Source organism: Paraburkholderia sp. SECH4 (assembly GCF_030511745.1).
Lineage (GTDB): Bacteria > Pseudomonadota > Gammaproteobacteria > Burkholderiales > Burkholderiaceae > Paraburkholderia > Paraburkholderia madseniana.
This window is the reverse complement of sequence record NZ_JALOCP010000008.1, coordinates 1-14,340: the sequence shown is the minus strand read 5'-3', so window position 1 is coordinate 14,340 and position 14,340 is coordinate 1. Positions and strand designations below refer to the sequence as shown.

The 14,340-nt window shown below is 61.7% G+C and carries 15 protein-coding genes; 8 read left to right on the top strand and 7 right to left on the bottom strand.

Annotated elements, in window-relative coordinates; genetic code table 11:
- Window positions 1–2: 2 nt before the first annotated feature.
- The 8 genes from M0D67_RS13480 (at window position 3) to M0D67_RS13445 (ending at window position 9,241) form a co-directional block, all read left to right on the top strand.
- Window positions 3–1,046, top strand: coding sequence for a glycosyltransferase (locus M0D67_RS13480; protein WP_154564794.1), 1,044 nt, complete (start codon window positions 3–5; stop codon window positions 1,044–1,046).
- Entirely contained in the window at window positions 1,043–1,990 is a 948-nt protein-coding gene (locus tag M0D67_RS13475) for a formyltransferase (protein ID WP_266238919.1), read from the top strand. The genes M0D67_RS13480 and M0D67_RS13475 overlap by 4 nt, the downstream gene beginning before the upstream one ends.
- The gene (locus M0D67_RS13470) at window positions 1,987–3,033 is read left to right on the top strand and encodes a bifunctional UDP-4-keto-pentose/UDP-xylose synthase (RefSeq protein WP_154564798.1); all 1,047 of its coding nucleotides are present in this window, start codon (window positions 1,987–1,989) and stop codon (window positions 3,031–3,033) included. The genes M0D67_RS13475 and M0D67_RS13470 overlap by 4 nt, the downstream gene beginning before the upstream one ends.
- 10 nt (window positions 3,034–3,043) lie before the next feature.
- A complete protein-coding gene (locus M0D67_RS13465; protein WP_266238918.1) occupies window positions 3,044–3,937 on the top strand; it encodes a polysaccharide deacetylase family protein in 894 nt (297 codons plus the stop codon).
- A 156-nt stretch (window positions 3,938–4,093) separates the two neighbouring features.
- Window positions 4,094–4,555 (top strand): peroxiredoxin, encoded by a 462-nt coding sequence (locus M0D67_RS13460; protein ID WP_168435879.1) that lies wholly within the window; start codon window positions 4,094–4,096, stop codon window positions 4,553–4,555.
- Between the two features lie 347 nt (window positions 4,556–4,902).
- The gene (locus M0D67_RS13455; protein WP_266238917.1) at window positions 4,903–6,792 is read left to right on the top strand and encodes a PhoH family protein; all 1,890 of its coding nucleotides are present in this window, start codon (window positions 4,903–4,905) and stop codon (window positions 6,790–6,792) included.
- A gap of 205 nt (window positions 6,793–6,997) precedes the next feature.
- Window positions 6,998–8,278 (top strand): NlpC/P60 family protein, encoded by a 1,281-nt coding sequence (locus tag M0D67_RS13450; RefSeq protein WP_266238915.1) that lies wholly within the window; start codon window positions 6,998–7,000, stop codon window positions 8,276–8,278.
- Window positions 8,279–8,434: 156 nt separating this feature from the next.
- Window positions 8,435–9,241, top strand: coding sequence for an SDR family oxidoreductase (locus M0D67_RS13445; RefSeq protein ID WP_154564806.1), 807 nt, complete (start codon window positions 8,435–8,437; stop codon window positions 9,239–9,241).
- Between the two features lie 108 nt (window positions 9,242–9,349).
- Here M0D67_RS13445 and M0D67_RS13440 read toward each other — a convergent pair whose 3' ends face one another.
- From M0D67_RS13440 to rpsF, 7 genes are all read right to left on the bottom strand, one after another.
- Window positions 9,350–10,360, bottom strand: coding sequence for an inorganic phosphate transporter (locus tag M0D67_RS13440; RefSeq protein ID WP_154564808.1), 1,011 nt, complete (start codon window positions 10,358–10,360; stop codon window positions 9,350–9,352).
- On the bottom strand, window positions 10,360–10,986 hold the full coding sequence (locus tag M0D67_RS13435) for a DUF47 domain-containing protein (protein WP_028196679.1): 627 nt from the start codon (window positions 10,984–10,986) through the stop codon (window positions 10,360–10,362). The genes M0D67_RS13440 and M0D67_RS13435 overlap by 1 nt, the downstream gene beginning before the upstream one ends.
- A 128-nt stretch (window positions 10,987–11,114) precedes the next feature.
- Window positions 11,115–12,500: a replicative DNA helicase gene (locus M0D67_RS13430; protein ID WP_063495982.1), complete on the bottom strand. Its 1,386-nt coding sequence runs from the start codon at window positions 12,498–12,500 to the stop codon at window positions 11,115–11,117.
- Window positions 12,501–12,647: 147 nt separating this feature from the next.
- Window positions 12,648–13,100, bottom strand: a complete 453-nt coding sequence (gene rplI / locus M0D67_RS13425; RefSeq protein WP_266238914.1) for a 50S ribosomal protein L9 — start codon at window positions 13,098–13,100, stop codon at window positions 12,648–12,650.
- 27 nt (window positions 13,101–13,127) lie between these two features.
- Window positions 13,128–13,403: a 30S ribosomal protein S18 gene (gene rpsR / locus M0D67_RS13420; RefSeq protein WP_012432802.1), complete on the bottom strand. Its 276-nt coding sequence runs from the start codon at window positions 13,401–13,403 to the stop codon at window positions 13,128–13,130.
- Between the two features lie 2 nt (window positions 13,404–13,405).
- Complete coding sequence (gene priB / locus M0D67_RS13415; protein WP_028196682.1) at window positions 13,406–13,705, bottom strand: primosomal replication protein N; 300 nt, start codon at window positions 13,703–13,705, stop codon at window positions 13,406–13,408.
- 51 nt (window positions 13,706–13,756) lie between these two features.
- Window positions 13,757–14,131 (bottom strand): 30S ribosomal protein S6, encoded by a 375-nt coding sequence (gene rpsF / locus M0D67_RS13410; RefSeq protein WP_006048823.1) that lies wholly within the window; start codon window positions 14,129–14,131, stop codon window positions 13,757–13,759.
- Window positions 14,132–14,340: the final 209 nt, after the last annotated feature.

Below are 14,340 nucleotides of genomic sequence, written 5' to 3'. Positions count from 1 at the left end.
AAATGATTTATTCGGAACATCGCGCCGTCGCACCGGAAGTGTCGATCATCATCCCGGTGTACAACGAGGAAGCCGGGCTGGCCGCGCTGTTCGCGCGCCTCTACCCGGCGCTCGACGCGCTCGGCACCGGTTATGAAGTGATCTTCATCAACGACGGCAGCCGCGACAAATCCGCCGCCCTGCTCGCCGAGCAGTTCCGCGCGCGGCCCGACACGACCCGCGTGATCCTGCTGAACGGGAATTACGGCCAGCATATGGCGATTCTGGCGGGCTTCGAGCAGTCGCGCGGCGAGATCGTGATCACGCTCGACGCCGACCTGCAGAATCCGCCGGAGGAAATCGCCAAGCTGGTCAACAAGATGCGCGAAGGCTACGACTACGTCGGCACGATCCGTCTGCAACGCCAGGACAGCTTGTGGCGCCGCAAGGCGTCGCGCGCGATGAACCGTCTGCGCGAGCGCATTACGCGCATCAAGATGACCGACCAGGGCTGCATGCTGCGCGCGTACAGCCGGCACATCATCGACACGATCAATCGCTGCGGTGAAATCAACACCTTCATTCCGGCGCTCGCGTACACCTTCGCGCAGAACCCGGTCGAGATCGAAGTCGCGCACGAAGAGCGTTTTGCCGGCGAATCGAAGTACTCGCTGTATTCGCTGATCCGTTTGAATTTCGACCTCGTCACCGGCTTCTCGGTGGTGCCGCTGCAATGGCTGTCGTTCATCGGCGTGATCCTGTCGCTCGGATCCGCGGCACTGTTCGTGCTGCTGCTGATTCGCCGCTTCATCATCGGCGCGGAAGTGCAAGGTGTGTTCACGCTGTTCGCTGTTATCTTCTTCCTGCTTGGCGTGATCATCTTCGCGTTGGGCCTGCTGGGTGAATACATCGGCCGGATTTATCAGCAGGTGCGCGCGCGTCCGCGTTATCTGGTGCAGACGATTCTCGAGCAGCGCGACGGCACCACCGTGACCGAAGCGCCGCGTCAGGCGGTCGTGCAGGCCGTGCAGGCCGCGCCGCTGATCGATCAGGGCCCGAATCCATGAAGCCGTGCGCCGTCGTATTCGCGTATCACAACGTCGGCGTGCGCTGCCTGCAGGTGCTGCTCGCGCGTGGCGTCGACGTGGCACTGGTCGTCACGCATGAGGACAGTCCGACCGAAAACATCTGGTTCGGCAGCGTCGCCTCGGTTGCGGCCGAGCACGGCATTCCGGTCGTCACGCCGGCCGATCCGAAGAGCCCGGAACTGCGCGCCGCGGTCAGCGCCGCGCGCCCGGACTTCGTTTTCTCGTTCTACTACCGCCACATGTTGCCGGTCGACCTGCTGGCGCTCGCCGCACGGGGCGCTTACAACATGCACGGCTCGCTTCTGCCGAAGTACCGCGGCCGCGTGCCGACCAACTGGGCGGTGATCCACGGCGAAACCGAAACCGGCGCGACGCTGCACGAAATGGCTGCCAAGCCCGACGCGGGCGCGATCATCGCGCAAACGCCGGTGCCGATCCTGCCCGACGACACCGCCGCGCAAGTGTTCGACAAAGTCACGGTGGCCGCGGAACAGACCCTGTGGCGCGTGCTGCCGGCCTTGCTGGCGGGCGAAGCGCCGCATCTGCCGAACGATCTGTCGCACGGCAGCTACTACGGCGGGCGCAAGCCGGAAGACGGCCGGATCGATTGGAACCAACCCGCGCAACAGGTCTACAACCTGATCCGCGCGGTCGCGCCGCCCTATCCCGGCGCATTCACCGATATCGCAGGCCACCGCTTCATCGTCGCCCGCGCGCGTCTGGCTACGCCCGGCGCGCTTCGCTCGGATTTGCCCCCGGGCCTGCACGTAAGCGATAATGCCGTTTTTGCGATATGCGGCGACGGTCGCTCGATCGCCATCCACGAATTGCGGCACCAGCATGACGGCAACGAAACCGTTGTCACCGCGGCCGAATTCGCCCGGCTCATCCAAACTCCCCTCGAAACTCCCCGTTACTCATGAAAAAAGTCCTGATTCTGGGTGTGAACGGCTTTATCGGCCATCACCTGTCCAAACGCATTCTCGAAACGACCGATTGGGAAGTCTTCGGGATGGACATGCAGACCGAACGTCTGGGTGACCTGATCAACCATGAGCGGATGCACTTCTTCGAAGGCGACATCACGATCAACAAGGAGTGGGTCGAGTATCACGTCAAGAAGTGCGATGTGATCCTGCCGCTGGTCGCGATCGCCACGCCCGCCACGTACGTGAAGCAGCCGCTGCGCGTGTTCGAACTCGACTTCGAAGCGAACCTGCCGATCGTGCGTTCGGCCGTCAAGTACGGGAAGCACCTCGTGTTCCCGTCGACCTCCGAGGTCTACGGCATGTGCACGGACGAGCAGTTCGATCCGGAAGAGTCGCAACTGTCGTATGGCCCGATCAACAAGCCGCGCTGGATCTACGCGTGCTCCAAGCAGTTGATGGACCGCGTGATCTGGGGTTACGGCATGGAAGGCCTGAACTTCACGCTGTTCCGTCCGTTCAACTGGATCGGCCCGGGCCTCGACTCGATCTATACGCCGAAGGAAGGCAGCTCGCGCGTGGTCACGCAGTTCCTCGGCCACATTGTGCGCGGCGAGAACATCAGCCTGGTGGACGGCGGCGCACAAAAGCGCGCGTTCACGGATATCGACGACGGCATCGGCGCGCTGATGAAGATCATCGAAAACAAGGACGGCGTCGCCACGGGCAAGATCTACAACATCGGCAACCCGACCAACAACTTCTCGGTGCGCGAGCTCGCGCACAAGATGCTGACGCTGGCCGCCGAATTCCCGGAATACGCCGAGCTGGCCAAGAAGGTGCAACTGGTCGAAACGTCCTCGGGCGCGTACTACGGTGCGGGCTACCAGGACGTGCAGAACCGCGTGCCGAAGATAGACAACACGATGCAGGAACTCGGCTGGGCGCCGAAGTCGACCTTCGACGAAGCGCTGCGCAAGATCTTCGAAGCGTATCGCGGCCACGTCGCCGAAGCTCGCGCCCTCGTCGAACAACAATAAGGCCTGATCCTTGGCTCGTATCGTCCTGAAGATCGACGTCGACACGCTGCGCGGCACCCGCGAAGGCGTGCCGAATCTCGCGCGCATCTTCGACCGCTTCAAGGCGCGCGCCACTTTCCTCTTCAGCCTCGGGCCCGACCACACCGGTTGGGCGATGCGCCGCGTGTTGCGGCCGGGCTTTCTGAAGAAGGTGTCGCGCACCTCGGTGGTCGAACATTACGGCATCAAGCAATTGATGTACGGCGTGCTGCTGCCGGGCCCGGATATCGGCGTGAAGACCGCCGCGGAAATGCGCGCGATTCACGAGGCCGGTTTCGAATGCGGCATCCACACCTGGGACCACGTGTACTGGCAGGACAACGTGCGTTCGCAAGATCAGGAGTGGACCGAGAAGCAGATGCAGAAGAGCTTCAACCGCTTCGTCGCGATCTTCGGCGCGCCGCCCGTCACGCACGGTGCGGCGGGCTGGCAGATGAACGGACATGCGTTCGAGCAGATCGACGCGTGGGGCATGCACTACGCGTCCGACGGGCGCGGCCACTCGCCGTATCTGCCGGTGGTCGACGGCCGGCAACTGTCGCACGTGCAGATGCCCACCACGCTGCCCACGCTCGACGAAGTGCTCGGCGTGGATGGGGTCGATGAGCACAACGTCGCCGCATGGATGTTGAAGCACACCGCAAACAATCCGCACGATCAGGTGTTCACGCTGCACGCGGAGCTCGAAGGACAAAAGCTCGCGCCGATTTTCGAACAGCTGCTGGAAGGCTGGCGCGCGCAAGGCCACACCTTCGCGACCATGGGTGATTACTACGCCACGCTAGACCGCAGCACGCTGCCATCGTACCCTGTTACGTGGGGCGAAATTCCAGGCCGCTCCGGCGAGCTGATTGTCCAGCCCTGACTGGCCAATTTCTCGCCGGCACTGACGACCAGGCCGCCGCGCGAGCAACCACCACACGCGCCAGTCGCCCTCCCCGAAAGCCTCGATGCCAGGCCGACGCCGCAGCAGTTGCAAGTGCAAGTGCTGCGGCGTCGGCCATAACAACCGGAGAACCTCGTGCCCATCGCAGTCGACCAACCCATCCCCGACTTTACCGCCCCCGCTACCGGTGGCGAGATCACGCTGTCCAAGCTGCGGGGCAAGAAGGTGGTGCTGTATTTCTACCCGAAGGACAACACGCCGGGCTGCACGACCGAAGGTCTGCAATTCCGCGATCTGTATCCGAAGTTCAGGAAAGCCGGCGCGGAAATTCTCGGCGTGTCACGCGACAGCCTGCGCTCCCATGACAATTTCAAGGCAAAGCTCGAACTGCCGTTTCCGTTGATCTCGGACCCGGAAGAAACCTTGTGTGCGCTCTTCGGCGTCATGAAATTGAAGAAAATGTATGGCAAAGAAGTGCGTGGGATCGAACGCTCCACGTTCCTGATCGACGCCGAAGGCGTGCTGCGCCAGGAGTGGCGCGGCGTGAAAGTGCCAGGGCATGTCGATGACATTCTGGAGGCTGTACAAGCGCTTTGAGGCGCGTTATATTGGGTTCCAATGAGTGCCTGTCCACCCCACACTTTTCGTCGCTGCGCCAGACTTGACGGCCGTTTTGTCGGCTCCGTCGAAGTCATGAGGCGCAACGCGATAACCGAAGGCGAGCCGCTTGTCCCGTACGCCGGGGCGGCGGCTTTTTTAATTGCGCGCGGCCGTGCGTTCACTCGGCCACGCGCTTCCGTTAAGGAGCCGATCGAAAACCAGGCGAACCGGCATCTCTAGACCGAATGCGCGCCTCCGGGCGCAAACTGCGTGCGCACTCACTGGCACCGGCAGAATGCGACAGGCGGCGCACGAAATGTGACCCGATTAATTCGAGGGAAACCATGCCTTTGCCTACCCCCCCCAGCAAGCTCGGCAATCTCCTGCCGCCTGACGAATACAAGGCCAAAGCCGCCACGCCGGCGCGCTCCGCCGCGAAGAAACAGGCAGTCGGAGGGGAATCAGCAGAGTCGGCCGATTACGGCCGCGCGAACGTCGCCACACCGATGGCGCACGCCGCCAATGCCGCGACCACGTTGCGGCCCGTGCCGGCATCGTCGGCCTCCCCTGCTGCGTCTGCATCCGCCGAGCAAGCCGCACCGGCGCGCGACGCAGGCGCGCGCGGTCGCAAATCGAAGCAGACCGCCGCCTTGCTGCAACCGGTTCCCGCTACCCGTCCGCAAGCCGAACCAGCGGTCGTTCCTACGCCTGCGGCCAAATCGCAGCCGGTCGTCGCGCGCGCGCCAAGCGCGAAAGACCCGACCGCCAGCACGCCCGCAGCCGCAGCACCCAGCACGCGCGGCACCAGCAAGAAGCGCGGCGCAGCCGCAGACCCGCTCGAAATGCAGAAGCTTTTCGTGCTCGACACGAACGTGCTGATGCACGATCCAAGCTGCCTGTTCCGTTTCGAGGAACACGACGTCTATCTGCCGATGATGACGTTGGAAGAACTCGACAACCACAAGAAGGGCATGTCGGAAGTCGCGCGCAACGCGCGGCAGGTGAGCCGCACGCTGGACGCGTTGGTGGCGAACGCCGGCAACATCTCGGACGGCATTTCACTTGCGCGTCTCGGCAGCCGTGAGGCGTCCGGGCGCCTGTACTTCCAGACCAAGCTCAACGCCATCGAGCCGGTCGAAGGTCTGCCGGAAGGCAAGGCCGACAACCAGATTCTCGGCGTGGTGCGGGCGTTGCAGCGCGACCGGATGGATCGCCAGGTCGTGCTGGTGTCGAAAGACATCAACATGCGCATCAAGGCGCATGCACTCGGCCTGCCCGCGGAAGACTACTTCAACGACCAGGTACTCGAAGACAGCGATCTGCTGTACTCGGGCATCCGCGCGCTGCCCCAGGATTTCTGGACCAAGCACGCGAAGGGCATGGAAAGCTGGCAGGACACCAAAACCGGCACCACGTATTACCGCGTGACGGGTCCGCTCTGCGCTTCGATGCTGGTCAACGAATTCGTCTATCTGGAACCGCAGAACGGCGAGCCGACGTTTCATGCGCTGGTGCGCGAGCTGAACGGCAAGACGGCGCTGCTGCAAACCTTGCGCGACTACGGCCACCACAAGAACAACGTGTGGGGCATCACGGCGCGCAATCGCGAGCAGAACTTCGCGCTGAACCTGCTGATGAATCCGGAGATCGACTTCGTCACGCTGCTGGGTCAGGCTGGCACCGGCAAAACGCTGGTCGCGCTCGCGGCCGGTCTTGCCCAGGTGCTCGACGACAAGCGCTACAACGAGATCATCGTGACGCGCGCCACGGTGCCGGTCGGTGAAGACATCGGCTTTCTGCCGGGTACGGAAGAGGAAAAAATGCAGCCGTGGATGGGTGCATTCGACGACAACCTCGAAGTCCTGCAGAAAACCGACGACGCCGCCGGCGAATGGGGCCGCGCCGCGACTCAGGAACTGATCCGCTCGCGCCTGAAGGTCAAGAGCATGAACTTCATGCGCGGCCGTACGTTCGTGGACAAGTATCTGATCATCGACGAGGCGCAAAACCTGACGCCGAAGCAGATGAAGACGCTGGTCACGCGCGCGGGTCCAGGCACGAAGATCATCTGTCTCGGCAATATCGCGCAGATCGATACGCCTTACCTGACGGAAGGCAGTTCGGGCCTGACGTACGTGGTCGACCGCTTCAAAGGCTGGGCGCACAGCGGGCATGTGACGCTGGCGCGTGGCGAGCGCTCGCGCCTGGCGGATTACGCGTCGGAGATTCTTTAAGTTTCAATGCTTTAGCTTCGGCTAGAAGCCGCGTCCGGGTCAGCCCGGACGTGGCTTTTTTATTGGGCACACGTTCCCGCTGGGCAACACTTAGCGCACAAACTTCAAGTGAGTTATCAAGAATTCTTGCCTGAGCCAGGTTCGACGGGCTACCATCCCGAAATCGTCCGCCATTAAACGAGCGTTTACCGCTCCCTTCGTCTTCATGCGCCGACTCGCCTTTTCGCTGCTGACCGTTTTGCTGCTCGCCGCTTGCGCCGGCGCGCCGCAAAACACGTCGCGCGGGCCGGGTTCATCGGTCGTGGTCACGAACGGCGCCTATCATGCGCCGCCGCCGGGTTTCCCGAATTTCGTCGATCACAGCATCGGTCGCGAGGAAATCTCAATCCAGGCGATGAGTCTGGTCGGCATTCCATACCGCTGGGGTGGTAATACGCCCGATAGCGGCTTCGATTGCAGTGGATTGGTTCGCTATGTGGTGTCACGCGCTGCATCCGTCAATCTGCCGCGGACTACCGCGGATATGAGCGGCCGCGGCGAATCGATCGAACCGGATGAAATTGCGCCGGGCGATCTGATTTTCTTCAACACCACCGGACGCGCGCATTCGCATGTCGGCATTTATGTGGGCAAGCTGCGCTTTGTTAACGCGCCGTCGACGGGCGGCACCGTGCGGCTCGACTACCTGACCAATCCGTATTGGGCCAAGCGCTTCGACGGTATTCGTCGGGTGGCGGCTCCGGCTGCGACACCGGCGCCGTTCGATACGCCGAGCTATCAGGCGGCGGCGCCTCAACCCGAGCGTGTCGCGCCGGTGGCTCAGGCTCAGTCGGCACAGGCTTATGCGGGTGCCGCGGTGACAGCGCAAGCTTGGGGCTACTCGGCAAGTTCTGCGGCGACGCGGCCTTCGGGCTATGCAGCAGCCTCTGTTGCGCCGCAAGCGTCGGGCTATGCGGGAGTCCCTGCTGCTGCGGAAGCTTCGGGCTATGCCGCGAACCCTGTGACGCCACAGCAAACGGCGCGTGTCGCGGCGACCACTCGTCCGCCGTTGACCGCAACCGGCCAACCTACGGTAGCCGCGACTGCGGCACCGCAAGCTGATCCGTTCGAGCCCCCACCGCCTGGTATGAGCGCCGCGCAGATGCAAGCGCGCGCGGCAGGTGCGGTGTCTCCGGGGTCCGTGCCGACCGCTCAGGCGAGTACGTATGACGCTGTTGCCGGCTCGGCGAATCAGCAGACAGCGGCTGCGCGTGCTGAACCGCCAACGGTTACGGCTCGCGCGCCTGATCCGATCGACGCGGCTGCCGATGCGTTCGAGCCGCCGCCACCCGCTTCCGTCGCCGTGCGCCAGGCCCAACAAGCTCGTCAAGCCGAGGGGAACGCGGGCGTGCAGATCATGCGCGCCTCGACCGCATCGCGTGGCACCCCTGCCCCCACGCAAACCACCGACGACCCAATCGCGCGCTTTGCCAACGGCAGTTTCTAACGGCTCAGGCCGTGGCTCATTGCTCGTAGCGACGGCCGTGCCGCTCGAATTCAGTCTCCCGGTAGCGCCCACACTCCGCACCTGGAACCTGCCCATCCCCGCTGCGCTGCCGATCTGCTATCGTCATCGATATTCTTCCGACAGCGGGTGATAACGATGGATCTCGGGCTGAATGACAAGGTGGTATTAATCACGGGCGGCAGCAAAGGGATCGGGTTCGCCTGCGCCCGGGCGTTCGCCCTCGAGGGCGCAAAGGTCGCGATCGTTTCGCGCGACCCCGCCAATCTCGCACGCGCTTACGAACAGTTGAAGCAGGAGGGTCTGCACGTGCATCGCACTCGCGCCGACCTGCACGAACCGCACAGTGCTGCGGACATCGTCGAGGAAGTCAGCACCGCCGTCGGCCCCATCGACGTGTTGATCAACAGCGCCGGCGCAGCCCGCCGCTATGACCCGGAAACGCTGGACGCCGACGCGTTCCGCGCCACCATGGAAGCCAAATATTTCCCTTACATCTACCCGCAGCAGGAAGTGCTGCGGCGCATGGCCGAGCGCGTCAAGGCCGGCGACGGCGCCGCACCCGGCACGATCGTCAACATCATCGGCATGGGCGGCAAAATCGCTAGCGACATCCATATCGCCGGTGGTGCCGCCAATGCCGCGCTGATGCTCGCCACCGTCGGCCTCGCCCATTACTACGCGCGCTACGGCATCCGCATCAACGCAATCAATCCGGGGGCGACGCTGACCGAGCGCGTCGAGGAAGCAGTCAAGCTGGAAGCGTCGCGGCAAGGCATCGAAAACGCGGACGCGCTGGCGCGCGGGCAGGCCAAGGTGCCGCTCGGACGCTATGCAAAACCGGAGGAAATCGCTGACGTCGCGCTGTTTCTGGCGAGCCGCCGCGCGAGCTATGTGACGGGCGCAATCGTCCCGATGGATGGAGGCAGCACGCCGCTGATTTGAGTGGCGCGCTTTATTTGCAGCTTTTAGGGGTGTGCGGCCCGGTGCTTTTGGCTCCGGGCTCCATGGCAGAGCATTGTGCGGACTGCCTTCGCCGTCCGCACTTGCCGTTTACAGGAAGCGGTGGCCGAGCCACCAGGCAGCCGCGGAGAGCGCTGCGGAGGCCGGAATCGTCAGAATCCACGCCCAGACGATGTTGCCCGCTACCCCCCAACGCACCGCACTCAACTTCTGCGTCGCGCCGACACCGACGATCGCGCCGGTAATCGTATGCGTGGTGGACACTGGAATGCCGAGCCACGACGCGGTGAACAGCGTGATCGCCCCGCCCGTCTCGGCGCAAAAACCGCCTACCGGCTTCAGCTTGGTGATCTTCTGGCCCATCGTGCGGACAATCCGCCAACCGCCGAACAACGTGCCGATACCCATCGACAGATAGCAGCCACCGATCACCCACAGCGGCGGTGCGTCCGCGATCGACGAGGCATAGCCGGTCGCGATCAGCAGCATCCAGATGATGCCGATGGTCTTCTGCGCATCGTTACCGCCGTGGCCGAGGCTATACAAACCTGCTGAGACAAGTTGCAGACGCCGGAAACGCCGGTCGACCTTGCTCGGTGGCGTGCGGAAATAGATCCACGAGACCGCCAGCATGAAGAACGAGCCGAGTACGAAACCGAGCAGCGGCGAGATGAAAATGAAGGTAACCGTCTTCATCAACCCGTCGAAATTGAGTGAACCCCAGCCCGACTTGGCAAGCGCCGCGCCCACCAGCCCACCGATCAGCGCATGCGACGAGCTGGACGGAATACCGTAATGCCACGTGATGATGTTCCAGCCGATCGCGCCGACCAGCGCGCCAAAAATGACGTAGTGGTCAACGATATTCGGATCGATTGTGCCTTTGCCGACCGTTTGCGCCACTTTCAGGTGGAACACAAAATACGCGATAACGTTGAATGCCGCCGCAAAGGCCACGGCCTGCTGTGGTTTCAGCACGCCGGTCGACACGACCGTGGCGATCGAATTCGCCGCGTCGTGGAAACCGTTCATGAAGTCGAAAATCAGCGCGACGGCAACCAGGCCGGCGACGACCCAGATAGCGAGTTGTATCGATTGCATTATGCGTTTTCCAGCACGATGCCTTCGATGATGTTCGCCACGTCCTCACACTTGTCGGTGATCGTTTCGAGCAGTTCGTAAATGGCCTTCAGCTTGATCAGCGTCTTGACGTTGTCTTCTTCGCGGAAAAGCTTCGACATCGCCGAGCGCAGCACGCGGTCGGCTTCCGATTCCAGACGGTCGATGTCCTCGCACGCCTTCAGGATCTGGCTCGCCTGCTTCATGTCCGACAGCAGGCTGACGGCGAACTGCACACGCTCGGAGGTGGCCGTGCAGATATGCGCCAACTGGCTCGCTTCGGAGGTTACCGCCTGCACGTCGTACAGCGAGATAGCGGTAGCGACGTCCTCCATCAGATCGAGGATGTCGTCCATCGTGGTGATCAGCTTGTGGATCTCGTCGCGGTCGAGCGGCGTGATGAAGGTCTTGTGCAGCAGGTCGATGGCTTCGTGGGTGAGCTTGTCAGCGGCCTTTTCGGCCTTCTGCACGTTTTGCTTGTGGGTCTCGGCGTCCTGCAGGTTGTCGATCAGCAGCTCGAGTTCGCGGCTTGCAGAGACGATGCACGTTGCGTGCGCATTGAAAATTTCAAAGAACTTGCCCTCGGTGGGCATGAAACGACCGAACATTGGGATCCCGAAAATTGGTCACATTATGGCTGACATAAAACCGCCACATTGTACCGTTCCGGGATCGACGCCGCACTTTTGAAAGCACCGTTACAACAGGCGCTTCACTTATCTCTTCACTTATCTCTTCACTCGCTGTAGAAATTCTGCGCACCGGCAAAATTGTCGAACTTCGTGAATTGGCCGTGGAACGTAAGGCGAACAGGGCCGATCGGACCATTCCGCTGTTTACCGATGATAATCTCCGCCGTGCCCTTGTCCGGGCTGTCCGGGTTGTACACCTCATCGCGGTAAATGAACAGAATGACGTCCGCATCCTGCTCGATAGCGCCGGATTCGCGCAAGTCGGACATGATCGGCCGCTTGTTCGGGCGCTGCTCAAGACCCCGGTTGAGCTGCGACAACGCGATCACGGGTACGTCGAGTTCTTTGGCGAGACTCTTCAGCGAACGCGAGATTTCCGAGATTTCGGTCGCACGGTTTTCACCCGACGACGAACCGCTCATCAGTTGCAAATAGTCGATGATGATCAGGCCGAGCTTGCCGCACTGGCGCGACAGCCGACGCGCGCGGGAGCGCAATTCCATCGGGTTCAGGCCGCCGGTTTCGTCGATGAAAATCTGCGCCTCGCTCATTTTCTGCACCGCGTGCGTGAGCTTCGGCCAATCCTCGTCAGTCAGACGCCCGGTCCGCATGCGGTGCTGGTCGAGCCGGCCGACCGAGCCCAGCATACGCATGGTGAGCTGCGAGCCCGGCATTTCCATGGAGAACACGGCGACCGGCAGGCCGTACTCGACCGCCACATATTCGCCGACGTTCATCGAAAACGCCGTCTTACCCATCGACGGGCGCCCTGCCACGATGATCAGCTCACCACCGTGCATGCCCGAAGTCATGCGATCCAGATCGACGAAGCCAGTCGGCGTGCCGGTCACATCGCTCGGATTGGCGGTGTGATACAGCGTGTCGATCCGCTCGACCACCTCGGTCAGGAGCGGCCCGATCTCCAGGAAGCCCTGCGTGCCACGCGCGCCGTCTTCAGCGATCGAAAACACCTTCGATTCGGCCTCGTCCAGCAACTGGCGGACTTCCTTGCCCTGCGGATTGAAAGCGTCGGCGGAAATTTCGTCGGCCACGGATACGAGGCGGCGCAGCACCGCACGATCGCGCACGATTTCCGCGTAGCGGCGGATATTGGCCGCGCTTGGCGTGTTCTGCGCCAGCGCGTTCAGGTACGCCAGACCGCCGACCTCTTCCGCCTTGCCCGAGGTGCCGAGCGCCTCATACACGGTAATCACGTCGGCCGGACGCGTCGCCGCGATCAGCTTGCCGATGTGCTCGAAAATGATGCGGTGGTCGTATCGGTAAAAATCGCTCTGTGACAGGAAGTCGGCGATGCGGTCCCATGCCGCGTTGTCGAGCAGCAGGCCGCCCAGCACCGACTGCTCGGCTTCGATCGAATGCGGCGGGACTTTCAGCGACTCGATTTGGGGATCTTTGGACGGTGCGTTCATGGAGAGGAATTATCGGGGTAAATGCGCGCGGAGGGAAATCAAAAACCGATACTTCGGTGCATCGAAAACGGGCAATAAAAAAGGCAGGGGCCGGTCACCCGGCCCCTGCCTTTTGCCAGCAACAACCTGGCAGATGCTACTACATGCTTAGACGTGTTCGCCGATCACAGCCACGTTGACATCGACGAGAACGTCGGTGTGCAGCGAGACCTGAACAGCGTGGTCGCCAACCAGCTTCAGCGGGCCTTCCGGCAGACGCACTTGCGCCTTTTCCACTGCGAAGCCTTGCTTAACCAGTGCGTCAGCGATGTCCGCGTTCGTCACCGAACCGAACAGACGGCCGTCGACGCCAGCCTTCTGATTGATCTGAACCGTCGAGCCTGCCAGCTTTTCGCCTTGAGCTTGAGCGGCAGCCAGCTTTTCAGCGGCGATCTTTTCGAGTTCTGCGCGGCGAACTTCGAATTCAGCCAGGGCTTCCTTCGTTGCACGGCGAGCTTGCTTGTTCGGGATCAGGAAGTTACGTGCGTAACCGTCCTTGACCTTCACGATATCGCCCAGGTTGCCCAGATTGACGACTTTTTCCAGAAGAATAATTTGCATTCGGATACTCCTTATCGCGTCGTCGGGTTAGGCCTTGTGCTGGTCGGTGTACGGCACCAGCGCGAGGAAACGTGCGCGCTTGATTGCCGTATCCAGCTGGCGTTGATAGTGCGACTTCGTACCCGTGAGACGCGCCGGCGTGATCTTGCCGTTTTCGCCGATGAAGTCCTTCAGCGTTTCGAGGTCCTTGTAGTCGATGTGATCGACGTTAGCGGCCGTGAAACGGCAGAACTTCTTGCGCTTGAAGAGCGGATTTTGTTGCTGACGACGCTTGTCGAATTTCTTACCAGTCGGGCGGGGCATGTTCAGTCCTTTCCAATGTCCTGCAATTCTGTGATGTGAAATACCAGAGTTCTTGCGTTGCGGTGCTTTTTCGCCAGAAAGCCTGTGAAGAGCGTTTCTACGCCCATCTGACAGCCTTCCAGCTTACCGCTCGCCTCACCTGCGGCTACCGCCTGCATGGTCAGTTCGACTTGCCGGGCAATGCCGGCTTCGACGACTTCCGTGCGGTGGTGCAACGTGCAGCCTGCAATCGGAACGCCGGCGGGGGTATACCGCACCGGTTCGCGTTCGACGACGCTGGCCGTAAGTTGCAGCCGATTCATGTAGCCTTTGGCGAGAGCGACGCTTTCGTCTGGTAGCTTAAATAGTGTGTCTTAAGCCTGCGCTTCGGACGGTTGCGTAGCAGCCGACTTCTTGGCTTCTTCGCGCTGCACTTCCTTCATCATCGGCGACGGGCCGGTTTCGGCCTTCTTCATCTTGACGATCAGGTGACGCAGAACCGCGTCATTGAACTTGAATGCGTGTTCCAGCTCGTCGAGCGTGGTTTGGTCGCATTCGATGTTCATGCAGACGTAGTGAGCCTTCGCGAGTTTCTCGATCATGTAGGCCAGTTGGCGACGGCCCCAGTCTTCGATACGGTGGATCTGGCCACCGTGCGAGGTGATCGTGCTCTTGTAACGCTCGATCATGGCGGGCACTTGCTCGCTCTGATCGGGGTGCACAATAAAGACGATTTCATAATGACGCATACACACTCCTTGTGGACTTGTGGATTAGAGCCACCCGGGCGTCTGAACCGGTGTGGCAAGTGAGAAGCCAAAGAGTGTAACGCGATTAGGGCCGGGTTGCAAGATATCCCGTTAATCCGGCACGCGAATCGGTTGTGTTTTCAAGGGTTTAGGACCAATACTGTTAACAAATTCGAATTTGTGTTAACTTTCAAGCGCCTGCAACGACA

What these genes read in the sequence shown, in the direction of transcription:
- rpsF (WP_006048823.1), bottom strand. Translation starts at nt 14,131, where the DNA reads ATGCGTCATTATGAAATCGTCTTTATTGTGCACCCCGATCAGAGCGAG.
- M0D67_RS13430 (WP_063495982.1), bottom strand. Translation starts at nt 12,500, where the DNA reads ATGAACGCACCGTCCAAAGATCCCCAAATCGAGTCGCTGAAAGTCCCG.
- M0D67_RS13475 (WP_266238919.1), top strand. Translation starts at nt 1,043, where the DNA reads ATGAAGCCGTGCGCCGTCGTATTCGCGTATCACAACGTCGGCGTGCGC.
- M0D67_RS13445 (WP_154564806.1), top strand. Translation starts at nt 8,435, where the DNA reads ATGGATCTCGGGCTGAATGACAAGGTGGTATTAATCACGGGCGGCAGC.
- M0D67_RS13480 (WP_154564794.1), top strand. Translation starts at nt 3, where the DNA reads ATGATTTATTCGGAACATCGCGCCGTCGCACCGGAAGTGTCGATCATC.
- rplI (WP_266238914.1), bottom strand. Translation starts at nt 13,100, where the DNA reads ATGCAAATTATTCTTCTGGAAAAAGTCGTCAATCTGGGCAACCTGGGC.
- priB (WP_028196682.1), bottom strand. Translation starts at nt 13,705, where the DNA reads ATGAATCGGCTGCAACTTACGGCCAGCGTCGTCGAACGCGAACCGGTG.
- M0D67_RS13435 (WP_028196679.1), bottom strand. Translation starts at nt 10,986, where the DNA reads ATGTTCGGTCGTTTCATGCCCACCGAGGGCAAGTTCTTTGAAATTTTC.
- rpsR (WP_012432802.1), bottom strand. Translation starts at nt 13,403, where the DNA reads ATGCCCCGCCCGACTGGTAAGAAATTCGACAAGCGTCGTCAGCAACAA.
- M0D67_RS13440 (WP_154564808.1), bottom strand. Translation starts at nt 10,360, where the DNA reads ATGCAATCGATACAACTCGCTATCTGGGTCGTCGCCGGCCTGGTTGCC.
- M0D67_RS13470 (WP_154564798.1), top strand. Translation starts at nt 1,987, where the DNA reads ATGAAAAAAGTCCTGATTCTGGGTGTGAACGGCTTTATCGGCCATCAC.
- M0D67_RS13450 (WP_266238915.1), top strand. Translation starts at nt 6,998, where the DNA reads ATGCGCCGACTCGCCTTTTCGCTGCTGACCGTTTTGCTGCTCGCCGCT.
- M0D67_RS13455 (WP_266238917.1), top strand. Translation starts at nt 4,903, where the DNA reads ATGCCTTTGCCTACCCCCCCCAGCAAGCTCGGCAATCTCCTGCCGCCT.